Source organism: Curtobacterium sp. MCPF17_018 (assembly GCF_003234135.1).
Lineage (GTDB): Bacteria > Actinomycetota > Actinomycetes > Actinomycetales > Microbacteriaceae > Curtobacterium > Curtobacterium flaccumfaciens.
This window is the reverse complement of the sequence record NZ_QKSJ01000009.1, coordinates 107,031-119,364: the sequence shown is the minus strand read 5'-3', so window position 1 is coordinate 119,364 and position 12,334 is coordinate 107,031. Positions and strand designations below refer to the sequence as shown.

Here is a 12,334-nt window from a genome sequence, read left to right as displayed (position 1 = left end):
CGTTCGTCTCGTACCCGATCGTCCGGCGCTCCGCTGCCTCGTCAGCGACCGCTACCGACCACCGCCAGATGTCAGAATTCGACGCAGCCGGCGACGCATGCTGCAGCACCTCGTCTGGTACTGGGACCACTCGACGGTCGGGGGCGGCGCTGCGGAAGAAGGTGAAGAGCATCGCGGGGACGGCGACGACGCCTCCACCGAGGACCACGCCGGTGAGTCGGGCAATGATTGGCTCGTCTCCGGGCAGCAGCGGCGGCGCGACCACGAAGCCGAACGCGCCGCCTGCCATCTACCCAATCGCGAAGGCCGCCAAGGCGGACGCTGTTGCGAGCCGGGCCTGACGGCGCACGCCAGCGGGGTCGTGGAGTCGGCGCCACCGAGACGCGGTGTCGGCAGCGGGGCCGTCGCGGTCGACGTACACGCGGCCGTCGGGGGCCCGGAAGAAGGGTGAGTCTGCACGCTCCGGATCGATCACGGGACTCCGTCAGCCCTGGTCATCGCCCCTGTGGTCAGCATCCGAAGTCCGGGCCCTGGTGAGTCTGACCCTTGGCCAAGGAGCATCCGGCCAGCGACCAGCGCAAGCGTGGCCCCGAACACGCAGACGAGCACCGGCGTCCACCTCGTGATGCGTCGAGCGCGATGCTTCTGCGAGTTCACACCCTCAAGCTACGGCGTGACGCCGCCAGCTTCCGCTGCTATGTTTGCGCGCACAACAAATCCCGGACGACGATGTCGGAGGACGCGCGATGACGCACGCAACAGAGCACCGCTTCGGTGAGACGACCCTGACGGTCGTCGATGCCACCGGCGTACCCATCCCCGATGCCGACATCACGGTCGAGCAGACCCGCCACGCCTTCGCCTTCGGCAACATCGGCTTCGACTTCATCGGACTCGCCAATGGCGAAGCAACCGGCGAAGCAGGCACCGAGCACCTCGCCGACCTCTACACCGACGTCTTCAACACCGCGACGCTCCCGTTCTACTGGGGCCGCTTCGAGCCCGAGCGCGGAGCCCCGGACACCGCCAGACTCCTGACGACGGCGCAGTGGTTCCGCGACCGGGGCGTCGCCCTCAAGGGTCACCCGCTCGTCTGGCACACCGTGCAACCCGATTGGCTGCTGGGGCTCCCGCTGGACGAGGTCGAGCAGCTCCAACGCGAGCGCATCCGCCGCGAGGTCTCCTCCTTCGCCGGCGCGATCGACACCTGGGATGCCATCAACGAGGTCGTCATCATGCCGGTGTTCGACAACGGCGACAACGCGATCACCCCGCTCGCCCGGGCGAAGGGCCGCATCCCGATGATCCGGATGGCCTTCGAGGAGGCCCGCGCCGCCAACCCGCACGCCACCCTGCTGCTCAACGACTTCGACCTGTCGAGCGCGTACGAGTGCCTGATCGAGGGCGTGCTCGAGGCCGGTGTGCAGATCGACGCCATCGGGTTGCAGACCCACATGCACCAGGGCTACTGGGGTGAGGACACGATGCTCGCGATGGTCGACCGGTTCGCCCGCTACGGCCTGCCGCTGCACCTGACCGAGACCTCGCTCGTCTCCGGTGACCTCATGCCCGCGCACATCGTCGACCTCAACGACCACCAGGTGGCCTCGTGGCCGTCGACGCCCGAGGGCGAGGCGCGCCAGGCCGACGATGTCGAACGGCACTACCGGAGTCTCGTGGGGCACCCTTCCGTCGAGGCGATCACCTACTGGGGCATCACCGACGCCGGCGCCTGGCTCGGCGCCCCGATCGGACTCGTCCGCGCCGACGGCACCCCGAAGCCGTCGTACGACGCGCTCCGCCACCTGGTCAAGGAGGAGTGGTGGCTCGGTCCGACGGTGCTGCGGACCGACGACCGCGGTCGGGTGCAGATCCGGGGTTTCCGCGGCGACTACCGCGTCGACGCGCGTGGCACGTCCACGGCGTTCGCCGTCACCGACGTGCCCACGCAGGTGCAGATCGTCGCGTGACCACCTGACGGCCTGGAGGCCCGGTGCGGCCCCGCCCCGCGCCTCCAGACCGTCACCTGGTCGCGCGTCCTGCCGCCATCACGCCCCAGAAGGCTCCACCGACGAGGATCGCGGCGCACGCGACGAACGCGGGAACGTCGTCGGCGCGTCCGAGTGCGATGGAGACCAGGCTCACGACCACCGTCGCGCCGCCGGCGATGCTCGTCGGGACGATCGCTGCTCCGTGGCCGAGGACCCAGCTCTCGTCGCTCCGCATGGTCGCCCGGGTGCGGATGCCCACGAGCCCGTTCCGGCCGATGATGCCCCGCGCCGGCAGTGCGACGAAGACGATGGTCAGGACGGCGGCGGCCATCTCGATCGCGATCACGTGGTCTCCTTCTGGGTTGGTCATCGCGCTCGCGTGTGCAGTGAGCCTGAGCTCGGAGCGCGTCAGTCCAAACCTGCCGGTATCCGGTGAAATACGCAAGCGGCAGCGGAGTCCACTACCGCCGCACGTACCGGTGCTCCGGCCGTCCCGCAGCCCCGTACCGCAACTGCATCGCCACGGTCCCGTCCGCCGTGAGCTGCGCCAGGTACCGTTGCGCCGTCGCTCGTGACACCCCGATCGCCGCAGCCACCTCGGCGGCGGATCGTTCCTCACCAGCGACGAGCTGCTCGAGCACCAGCGCCGCGGTGGCCGCCCGGGACGGCGACGCTCCACCGCTGTCGCCGGCGTGCAGGATCCGGAACGCCCGCTCGACGGCCTCCTGGTCGAGGGTCGACCGCTCGTCGAGCACGTTCCGCGACCGCGCGTACGCCTGCAGCCGCTCGGCCAGCACCCCGGCCACGAACGGTTTGATCAGGTAGGCGAGTGCCCCGCTCCGCATCGCCCGACGCACGGTGCCGGATTCCGAGGCGGCGCTCAGCACGAAGGCGTCGGTGTCGATCGACCGCAGCAGGTCGAGGCCGCTGCCGTCGGGCAGGTACACGTCGACGAGCACCAGGTCCACGGTCCCGCTCGACAGCGCGGCGCGGGCGGCTGCGAGGGTCCCGACGGGTTCGAGTGCCCGGAACCCCGGTACCTCGTCGACCTGCCGCCGGTGCAGGTCGGCGACGTGGAAGTCGTCGTCGACCACCAGCACGGTGAAGACGGAACTCACGAGACCACTCCTTCCAGTCGGGCGCAGAAGACCGCGCCGTGGTCGTCACCGCCGGGGGAGGCGAGCCACACGTCACCGCCGTGCCGCTGGGCGATCTCCCGCGACAACGGCAGTCCGATCCCGAGCCCGTGCACCTGCGAGACGTCCTCCGACGCAGGAGCAGCCGCCGGCCCGCGGACGAACAACGAGTCCGCGGCGTCGGCCGGTACCCCCGGCCCGGAGTCCATCACCGACAGGTGCAGGGTCGTGCCGTCGTCGAGCACCTCGACCTCCACCCACGGGGATCCGCCGTCCCGCGACCGCTCGTCCCCGTCGAGGGCCGCCGACACCGCGTTGTCCACCAGGTTGCCGAGCACGGTCGTCACGTCGCCCGGTTCGGTGATCGTCCCCTGCACGAGCGTCTCCGCCCCGATCCGCAGCAGCACGCCCCGCTCCGCGGCCTCGACGCCCTTCGCCCCGAGGAACGCCTGCAGGTACGGCTCGGTCAACCGGTCGGCGTGCTGCACCGGGTAGCGCAGCGGCCCGCGCTCCTGCACGTCCGCCAGGTACGCCCGCGCTCGCGCGGTCTGGCCGATGTCGAGCAGGCCCGAGATCGCGTGCAGCCGGTTCGCGAACTCGTGGCGCTGCGCGCGGAGCGCCGTGCTCATCGCCCCGACGGCGTCGAGCCGCCGGGTCAGGGCCTCGACGTCGGTGCGGTCGCGCAGGACCGCGACCCGGCCCAGGTCGCGTCCGTCCCGGAACACGGTGCGGACGTCGACGAGCAGCACCCGGTGCCCGGCGACGATCGTGGCGCTCGCCGAAGCGGCCGGAGCCGCGGGGGACGCGGCGAGCATCGACCCGAGCGGTGCGGGCAGGTCGAGCGACGTCACGGGTCGACCGACCGGGTCGGTCAGTCCGAGCAGTCGCACGGCTTCGGGGTTGCAGACGGTGACGACCCCCGATGGGCCGATCGCGATGACGCCTTCACCGACGCCGCCGAGCACGGCCTGCTGGTTCTGCACGAGCGTCACGAGCTCCTCCGGTTGCAGCCCGAGCGTCAGCCGCACCAGCCGCCGCCGGATCAGCACCGAGGCGATCACCGCGAGCAGGACCGCCGCCAGCCCGGCACCGATCACCGGCATGCTGTCCTCGACCAGGGTGTCGTAGACGCGTGCCCGGTTGAACCCGACGCTCACCTCGCCGACGACGGGGGACTGCCGGGAGGCCCGGCTCGCCTCCGCCCCGCCGGCCGCGGGCGCGGAGACGGGCACCTTCGCCCGCGCCGACTCACCGAGCGTGCCGCGCGCCCAGGACACGGTCTCGCGACCGGCGAGTGCGGCGTCGGGGGAGGTGCTCACCATCTCGCCGATCCGGTCGACGTCGGGGTGGGCCAACCGGATGCCCCGGTCGTCGGTGACCACGACGAAGAGTGCCCCGGTCCGGCGCTGGGCCGCGACGGCCGCACGCTGGACGGGTCCGTCGGCGAGGACCGCGGGGTCGAGGTCGGTGCCGTCGACGCTCAGCCGGGCGACCGCGGCCCGGACGTCGGACTGCGCGGCGACGCTCTGTGCGATCGCGAGGGCGGTCCCCTCGGCAGCGCGCTCGAGCCGGGTGACCTCGATCCGGACGAACACGGCGCTGGTCAGGGCGACGACGGCGACGACCACGGCGAGCTGCAGCACGAGCACCTCGGTGGCGAAGCGGAGCCTGGGGCGCCGTGAACGGTCGTCGGTCACGACCCCAGCGTACGGAGGGCGAGCGGACGTGCCTGCGCACAATGCGCAGAAAGCGGTCAACGCGCGATGGTGCGCCAATGTGCAGAAGCGCGCCGCGCCTCCAGGCCGGGTCGTAGCGTGCCCGGACTGCCAGACACGGACGAAGGAGTCCTGATGCTCGTCATCCTCGGGTACGCGATGGTCCTGACCTTCATGGTCCTGATCATGACCAAGCGCATGTCGCCCATGCTCGCGCTGATCATCGTGCCGACCGTGTTCGGACTGTTCGCGGGGGCGGGTCTGGGACTCGGCGACATGGTGACCGAGGCGATCGGCACGCTGGCACCGACGGCCGCGCTCCTGATGTTCGCGATCATGTACTTCGGGCTGATGATCGACGTCGGCCTGTTCGACCCGCTCGTCAGGTTCATCCTGCGGGTGACCGGCAACGACCCGGCGAAGATCGTGCTCGGGACGGCCCTGCTGGCCGGCGCAGTGTCGCTCGACGGAGACGGCTCGACGACGTTCATCGTGGTCACGGCGGCGATGCTGCCGATCTACCTGAAGCTCGGCATGAGCCCGGTCGTGATGACGTGTGTGGCCGGGCTGACGAACGGCACGCTCAACATCGTGCCGTGGGGCGGTCCCACCGCCCGTGCCGCCGCCGCGCTGAAGATCGACCCGACGGACATCTTCGTGCCCCTCGTGCCGTCGCTCGTGGTGGGGCTGCTGCTGTGCTTCACGTTCGCGTGGACGATGGGCCTGCGGGAGCGCAAGCGCCTCGGGCTGATCGAGTTCACCGAGGCCACACGGGGCGCACGGGTGCCGGAGCGGGCGAACGCCCGAGCGGGGTCACGGGTGCTCGCGGCGGTCGGCGGGACCGGCGGCGGGATGTTCACCAGCCCCACGGTGGCCCTCGGACTGCGCGGCGGCAAGGCCGACGGTCGGCGTGCGGACGGCGATGGCGTGGACGCCGTCGGGTCGGGGGACGAGAGCACGGGCACCGGCACCATGGCCGAGACGATGCTCGACCCGAACCGTCCGACGCTCCGTCCGAAGCGCATCTGGTTCAACCTGGCGCTGACCGTCGCGGTGATGGTCGCGCTCGTGCTGGGGCTCCTGCCGCTGCACTTCGTGTTCATGATCGGCACGGCGATCGCCCTGCTCGTGAACTTCCCGCAGCTCAAGCAGCAGACCGCGCAGATCGTCGCGCACGCCCCGAGCATCGTCGGTGTCGTGTCGATGGTGTTCGCCGCCGGGGTGCTGATCGGGGTGCTCGACGGCACCGGGATGGTCGCGGCGATGGCCGACTGGCTCGTCGCGGTGATCCCGGACTCGATGGGCCCGTACCTGGCGGGCATCACCGGTGTGCTGAGCATGCCGCTGACGTTCTTCATGAGCAACGACGCGTTCTACTTCGGGATCCTGCCGGTGCTGTCCGAGAGCGCCGCGGCGTACGGGATCACGCCGGCCGAGATGGCGCGGGCCTCGGTGGTCGGGCAGCCGGTGCACATGCAGAGCCCGCTCGTCCCCGCGATCCTGCTGCTGGTGTCGCTGGCGAACGTGAACCTCGGCGACCACCACAAGAAGGTGCTGTGGCGGGCCGCCGTGGTGGCCATGGCGATGCTCGTGGTGGCGATCGTGGTGCGGGTCATCCCGTTCGGATGAGCCGGCGGACGGTGCCGGTCCGGCGCGCGCCGGGCCGGCACCGGGCCGGGCGGCTCAGGCGGCGTCGAGCTCCCGCGTCAGAGCAGCGACGAAGTCGTCGATGTCCTGCTCCGAGGTGTCGTACGCGCACATCCACCGCACTTCGTTGCGGCTGGCGTCCCAGTCGTAGAACCGGAAGTGCTTCCGCAGCCGCTCGGCCACCCCGGCGGGCAGGGTCGCGAACACGCCGTTCGCCTGGGTCTGCTGGCTGAAGCCGACACCCCGGATGCTGCCGTCGGCGATGCCGGCCTCGAGTGCACCGCGCAGTCGGGCGGCCATGGCGTTGGCGTGCCCGGCGGAGCGCAGGTACAGGTCGTCGCTGAGCAGGGCGATGAGCTGCGCGGAGACGAACCGCATCTTCGACGAGAGCTGCATGTTCATCTTGCGCAGGTAGTGCAACCCCTCCGACGCCGAGGGGTTCAGCACGACGATCGCCTCGCCGTAGAGCATGCCGTTCTTCGTGCCGCCGAAGCTCAGCACGTCGACACCGGCGTCGGTGGTGAAGTCGCGCAGGGGCACCCCGAGGGATGCTGCAGCGTTGGAGATTCGGGCGCCGTCCATGTGCAGCTTCATGCCGAGCGAGTGGACGTGGTCAGCGATCGTCCGCACCTCGTCCACCGTGTAGGCGGTGCCGAGTTCGGTGGTCTGCGTGATCGACACGACGAGCGGCTGGGCGCGGTGCTCGTCGCCCCAGCCCCAGGCCTCGCGGTCGATGAGTTCGGGGGTGAGCTTGCCGTCGGGTGCCTCGACCGGCAGCAGCTTGATGCCGGCGACGCGCTCGGGCGCTCCGGCTTCGTCGGTGTGGATGTGCGCGGTCGCGGTGCACACGACCGCTCCCCACCGCGGCAGCATCGACTGCAGGCCGACGACGTTCGCGCCGGTGCCGTTGAACACCGGGAACGCCTCGGCCTGCGACCCGAAGTGGTCCCGGATCACCTCGTTGAGACGTGCCGTGTAGACGTCCTCGCCGTAGGCGATCTGGTGGCCGTCGTTGGCCGCGGCGATGGCGGAGAGGATCTCGGGGTGGACGCCGGCGTAGTTGTCCGAGGCGAAGCCCCGCAGGTCCAGGTCGTGCAGTCGGAGGGTCACTCGTTCATCCTAGGTTCGAGGGATCGGGCGCCGTGAGCGGGATGCGGGCCCCGTTGACGTCGGCCGGTGGGGTGTCCCAGAGCCGGACGACCTCGGCGCCGAGCTGCGCTTCGAGGCCGGACAGCGCGCCGACGACGAACACGGCGGCCGCCGCGGTCTCCGGCGCCTCCTTCCGGAACCCCTGCGCGACGGCACGGACCCAGGCGTCGGACGCGGCCTTCGCCGCCGCGTAGTTCGCGGCGCCGGCGGTGGGGGAGTCGACCGCGGTGGACGACACGAACGCGAGCCGTCCGGCAGGGGACGCCACCAGGTCGTCGTGGAAGACCCGGGTCGTGTTCCGCAGGGTCCGGAAGGCACGGTCGAAGAAGTCCCAGTCCGCGTCGGACTGACCGACGATGCTGCCACCGCCGCGCCACCCGCCGACCAGGTGGACCAGTCCGTCGACGCGGCCGGCGTCCGCGTGGACGTCGTCGGCCAACGCGGTGACCGCACCGAGGTCCGACAGGTCGCACGTGCGGGTCGTGACGCCCGGGACGGACGCACGCAGGGCCTCCAGGGCGTCGGGTCTGGTGCCGACCGCGACGACGGCCGCACCGGCGGCGGTGAGTGCGCGCGCGACGGCCGCGCCGCTGGCACTGGTCGCACCGGCGATCAGTACCAGGCGACCGGCCACCGAGGCGTCGGTCACGCGGCGGCCTCGCCGACGAGCTCGGCGTCCGTGGTGCCGGTGATGCCGGCCGTGGACGCGATGACGGTCGCCATCTTCTTGTCGAGGGCCTCGTAGAACATCGACAGCGGGAACTCGTCGTCGAGCACCGCGTCGGTGTAACCGCGCGGCGGTCCGGCGAGCGTCTCGTCGGGCAGGCCACGCGCCCACTTCGACGCCGGGTGCGGCGTGAGCGTGCGGGTCAGCATCTCGTACGCGGCGAGCCAGTGCGCCGACTTCGGCCGGTCGATCGAGCGTCGGTAGAGCTCGTTGATCTCGTCACTCAGGGCGATGATCACGTCCGGTACCTCGGGCCAGTCGATCGTCAACTGCGTGTCCGTCCAGTGCAGGACGCCGTGCTGGTGCATCCAGGCGAACAGCAGCTGGCCGCCGAGTCCGTCGTAGTTGCGGACGCGGCTGCCGGTGATCGCGAAGCGGAAGATGCGGTCGAAGACGACCGCGTACTGCACCAGGCGCGCGTGGTCGCGGATGGCGCGCTGCGCATCCTGGAGGCCCGCGTCGGGTCCGGCGGACAGCTCGCGTTCCAGACGCACGGACTCGCGGAACGCGGTCAGGTCGCAGCGGAGCTCCTCGAGCGAGTAGAGGAAGAACGGCATCCGCTGCTTGATCATGAACGGGTCGAAGGGCAGGTCCCCGCGCATGTGCGAACGGTCGTGGATGATGTCCCACATCACGAAGACCCGCTCCGTCAGCTGCTGGTCGTCGAGCATCGCAGCGGCCTCGGCCGGCAGCTCGAGCTTGGTGACGTCGGCGGCGGCACGGACGACCCGGCGGTAGCGGGCGGCCTCGCGGTCCTGGAAGATCGCGCCCCACGTGAAGGCGGGGATCGTGCGCATCGCGACGGTCTCGGGGAACAGCACCGCCGAGTTCGTGTCGTACCCCGGGGTGAAGTCGACGAACCGCAGCGCGACGAACAACGCGTTGCCGTGGTCGCCGGCCTCGAGCTCGGCGATGAACTCCGGCCAGATGACCTCGACCAGGACCGCCTCGACGAACCGCGAGGTGCTGCCGTTCTGCGTGACCATCGGGAACACGACGAGGTGGCCGAGCCCGTCGACGCGGTGCTGCTGCGGCTGGAACGCGGTGAGGGAGTCGAGGAAGTCGGGGACCCCGAAGCCCTGCTCCTGCCAGCGAGCGAAGTCGTGCTGCAGCACCTGCAGGAACGCGGCGTCGTGCGGGAAGTGCGGCGCCAGCTCGGCGACGGCCGGCACGATCACCGCGACGTGACCGGCGGCAGCGGCATGGTCCGACGGTTCGGGGACGGAGCCGTCCCGCGTCTGCAGGGCCTGCAGGCCGACGACTGCACGCTTGAGCCGGAGCCAGGCGGGGTGGGCGGCGATCTCGCGCACCGACAGGTGGTCCTCGACGACCTCGGGCTCTCCGACGATGGCGTCCTGCGAGATCTTCTGGACGAACTGGGACATGTCGAACCTCCCGTCATTGGGGTCGGCCGCGGATCTGCGGACGAGTGGTGCGCGTTACCGGATCGTCTCGAGCCTAGGGAAGTTCGGGGGACGCAAAGTTGCCCATGTCCGGTGGAATCGTGCGTCGTCACGGCGCTCGCGCGTGGATCCGACTGCTGCGCACACGGAACCGTCGCCAGTCGTGCGTGGGCGGTCAGCGAGGTCGGAGTCAGCGGCGCTGGGCGGTTCACCCGGAGTCGATGTCCCCACGGGTCGCCGAGTCGATGTGCTCACGCTTGGTGACGGCATCGATCGCTTCGCTCACCGTCGAGTCCGGATGGGTCTCACGCCAGCTCCGCACCTGTGCCGGGTCTGGTGCTGACCCCGGGGCGATCGGCGTACTCCCGACGATGCTCGGAGCGAAGGCGGCGTAGGTGATCGTCGCGAGCGCTGCCAAACACGCGTAGAGCAGATCGAGCGAGAGCCAGGCGCCGACCGTCGACACGATCCCGAAGAGCACGATGCAGGCCGGCGCCCGGCGCCTCATCGGAAGCGCCCTCGCTTCACTGCCGCGATGCCGAGGAGCTCAGCCCCAGCGCAGCCGCAGCCCCGCCGAGGGCCCGGATCTTCTCCCAGCTGAAGGACGCGCCCCACATGATCCGGACTGCCTTCGTGACGCCGCCGAGCGAGTTGATCAAACGCTTGATCCTCACTTCTTTCAGTCTCTTTTCCTGGGTGTTGGCCCGGTGTGGGCCGCCGAGAGATGCATCACCGCGGTTCTGCGCGGAGCTGTCGGAACCACCCGAGCGCGAGTGGAATCGCGGTCCAAACGACGAACGACGTCATTGCGGGGCCGACGCCGACGCGGGTTTCCGAGGCGATCGTCCAGTCAAGACCAGGCGCCGCGAGCCACGACGCGAAGGCGTATGGATTCAGCCAGTTGAGGAGGGCTGGTGTGAACGCGAGGCCGATCGTGAGGAACAACGGACCGAACACAGCGATGACGAGTGCGGGCGCTGTTCGTAGCACCAGGCCCGCCACAGCCGTCGCGGTGAGCGTCGCGGCGATCGTCGTCGCGAGCATCTCCCAGAACTGCCGGAGTACCGCGATGTCGAAGACAGAAGCGGCTGAGGTGGGCCGTGTGACGGCAAAGACCACGGCAGCGAGGAGATGGATGACGACGAGCGTCGAGACGCCGAGGATCAAGACCGCGACGTAGCGGGCGCCGAGGATCCGCTGGCGTCGTGGCGTGATCGAGAACGTCGTCAACGCCGCACGCGTGGTCCATTCGGCCGTGAACGCCATGACAGCCAGGAGACCCATGAGCAGGGGAAGAGCCACGCTGAGTCCCGCCACGAAAGCGACGAACGTCTTCGTTTCCCACCCGATAAGGAAGGACAGCACCACTCCGCTGACAGCTGCGACTGCGAATGCCCATCGGGGACCGCGTGTGTCGAGAGCGCGTCGCATCTCGACGAGCACCAAACGGATCACACCATCCTCCCCTCGTACTCCGTGGCGGTGAGGGATGCCAGGTACGCGTCGAGCCGGATGTTCTCGCTCCTGAGCTCGAGGAGCGCGATTCGTGCATCCCGCGCAGCACGACCGACCTCCTCTGGTGCAAGGTCCACGAGCAAGCCTGCTCCCGTGGGGAAGGGATGGCTGCCGACGCGTCGGAGTGCCTCCTCAAAGCGCGGAAGATCTTCAGCGACGACGAAGGTGCGTCCGGCTTGTGTCCGAAGATCATCGAGTCGGGTTTCATCCACGATCCGTCCGCGGGAGATCACCACCAGGCGGTCGGCGGTCCGTTCCACTGCCGCGAGTTGATGAGTGGAGACGAGGACTGTTCCTCCCTGCTCCGCGAAGTGGAGCAGCAGGTTGTCGAGCCAACGCATTCCTTCGGGATCCAGGCCGTTGGACGGTTCGTCCAGCACGAGGGCACGTGGGTGCCCGAGTAGCGCGTGCGCCAAACCGAGTCGCTGACGCATGCCAAGGGAGAGTTTCCCGACTCGTCGGGCGGCAACCTCTGACAGGCCAACCATCTCGAGACACTGATCGACCCTTTGGAAGGGCTCGCCGATCGTGAAAGCTGTGAGCCGAAGAGTTTCGCGGACGGATCGACCTGGGTGGAAGGCTGACGCGTCCAGCAGGCAACCGAGGAAGCGGGCCGGATCGGAGAGCTGTTGGAGTTCCTGCCCGTTCACGAACGCGGCTCCGACATCGGCTCGGGTGATTCCGGTGAGGATCTTCAAGGCGGTGGACTTGCCGGCGCCGTTCGGCCCACAGAACGCTGTGATCGTCCCCTCGGGACAGGAGAAGGAGACGTCATCGAGCGCGATGCGTTTGCCGTAGGTCTTACCGACCCGACGGAGTTCGATCGGATCGGTCACGACATCAGCTGATCGAGCAGAAGTGCTGCCCCGATCGCTCCGACGCAGACCAAGAAGGCGGCGGGTGCCACCTTGCTCCTCGGTTCGACGATGCCAGCAAAGCCCGCTGCGCTGAGGCCGGCCGCTCCGGCCGCCACCGAGAGCGGCCACCCGGCGGCAACGAGGACGACACAGGTGGCCCCGAGCAGGACGGCCATCGCTGCGAGTCCAGCGCT

General features: G+C 70.0%; 14 protein-coding genes. 3 read left to right on the top strand and 11 right to left on the bottom strand.

Annotated elements, in window-relative coordinates:
* Window positions 1-97: 97 nt before the first annotated feature.
* A complete protein-coding gene (locus DEJ27_RS12020; protein WP_110861008.1) occupies window positions 98-451 on the top strand; it encodes a hypothetical protein in 354 nt (117 codons plus the stop codon).
* Between the two features lie 295 nt (window positions 452-746).
* Window positions 747-1,970 carry an endo-1,4-beta-xylanase gene (locus DEJ27_RS12015; RefSeq protein WP_110861006.1) on the top strand — a complete coding sequence of 408 codons (1,224 nt, stop codon included), beginning with the start codon at window positions 747-749 and terminating at the stop codon, window positions 1,968-1,970.
* A gap of 52 nt (window positions 1,971-2,022) precedes the next feature.
* Here DEJ27_RS12015 and DEJ27_RS12010 read toward each other — a convergent pair whose 3' ends face one another.
* From DEJ27_RS12010 to DEJ27_RS12000, 3 genes are all read right to left on the bottom strand, one after another.
* Window positions 2,023-2,361 carry an SdpI family protein gene (locus tag DEJ27_RS12010; protein ID WP_110861004.1) on the bottom strand — a complete coding sequence of 113 codons (339 nt, stop codon included), beginning with the start codon at window positions 2,359-2,361 and terminating at the stop codon, window positions 2,023-2,025.
* A gap of 91 nt (window positions 2,362-2,452) precedes the next feature.
* Window positions 2,453-3,109 carry a response regulator gene (locus tag DEJ27_RS12005; RefSeq protein WP_111090975.1) on the bottom strand — a complete coding sequence of 219 codons (657 nt, stop codon included), beginning with the start codon at window positions 3,107-3,109 and terminating at the stop codon, window positions 2,453-2,455.
* Window positions 3,106-4,824, bottom strand: a complete 1,719-nt coding sequence (locus DEJ27_RS12000) for a sensor histidine kinase (RefSeq protein WP_110861000.1) — start codon at window positions 4,822-4,824, stop codon at window positions 3,106-3,108. The genes DEJ27_RS12005 and DEJ27_RS12000 overlap by 4 nt, the downstream gene beginning before the upstream one ends.
* Before the next feature lie 153 nt (window positions 4,825-4,977).
* Here DEJ27_RS12000 and DEJ27_RS11995 point away from each other — a divergent pair, with 153 nt between their 5' ends.
* Window positions 4,978-6,471: a CitMHS family transporter gene (locus DEJ27_RS11995; RefSeq protein WP_110860998.1), complete on the top strand. Its 1,494-nt coding sequence runs from the start codon at window positions 4,978-4,980 to the stop codon at window positions 6,469-6,471.
* Between the two features lie 54 nt (window positions 6,472-6,525).
* Here DEJ27_RS11995 and DEJ27_RS11990 read toward each other — a convergent pair whose 3' ends face one another.
* The 8 genes from DEJ27_RS11990 to DEJ27_RS11960 all read right to left on the bottom strand — a co-directional run bounded on the left by DEJ27_RS11990 (window position 6,526) and on the right by DEJ27_RS11960 (window position 12,316).
* Window positions 6,526-7,599: a low specificity L-threonine aldolase gene (locus DEJ27_RS11990; RefSeq protein WP_110860996.1), complete on the bottom strand. Its 1,074-nt coding sequence runs from the start codon at window positions 7,597-7,599 to the stop codon at window positions 6,526-6,528.
* Window positions 7,600-7,603: 4 nt separating this feature from the next.
* Window positions 7,604-8,287, bottom strand: a complete 684-nt coding sequence (locus DEJ27_RS11985; RefSeq protein ID WP_110860993.1) for an SDR family NAD(P)-dependent oxidoreductase — start codon at window positions 8,285-8,287, stop codon at window positions 7,604-7,606.
* Complete coding sequence (locus DEJ27_RS11980; RefSeq protein WP_111090974.1) at window positions 8,284-9,750, bottom strand: DUF6421 family protein; 1,467 nt, start codon at window positions 9,748-9,750, stop codon at window positions 8,284-8,286. The genes DEJ27_RS11985 and DEJ27_RS11980 overlap by 4 nt, the downstream gene beginning before the upstream one ends.
* A 226-nt stretch (window positions 9,751-9,976) precedes the next feature.
* On the bottom strand, window positions 9,977-10,276 hold the full coding sequence (locus DEJ27_RS11975; protein WP_111090973.1) for a hypothetical protein: 300 nt from the start codon (window positions 10,274-10,276) through the stop codon (window positions 9,977-9,979).
* Between the two features lie 16 nt (window positions 10,277-10,292).
* Window positions 10,293-10,442 (bottom strand): hypothetical protein, encoded by a 150-nt coding sequence (locus tag DEJ27_RS17780; protein WP_181420088.1) that lies wholly within the window; start codon window positions 10,440-10,442, stop codon window positions 10,293-10,295.
* Between the two features lie 55 nt (window positions 10,443-10,497).
* Window positions 10,498-11,034, bottom strand: coding sequence for a hypothetical protein (locus tag DEJ27_RS11970; RefSeq protein WP_146244688.1), 537 nt, complete (start codon window positions 11,032-11,034; stop codon window positions 10,498-10,500).
* 185 nt (window positions 11,035-11,219) lie between these two features.
* The gene (locus tag DEJ27_RS11965; protein WP_258369892.1) at window positions 11,220-12,119 is read right to left on the bottom strand and encodes an ATP-binding cassette domain-containing protein; all 900 of its coding nucleotides are present in this window, start codon (window positions 12,117-12,119) and stop codon (window positions 11,220-11,222) included.
* Complete coding sequence (locus DEJ27_RS11960) at window positions 12,116-12,316, bottom strand: hypothetical protein (RefSeq protein ID WP_110860986.1); 201 nt, start codon at window positions 12,314-12,316, stop codon at window positions 12,116-12,118. The genes DEJ27_RS11965 and DEJ27_RS11960 overlap by 4 nt, the downstream gene beginning before the upstream one ends.
* Between the last annotated feature and the right edge of the window lie 18 nt (window positions 12,317-12,334).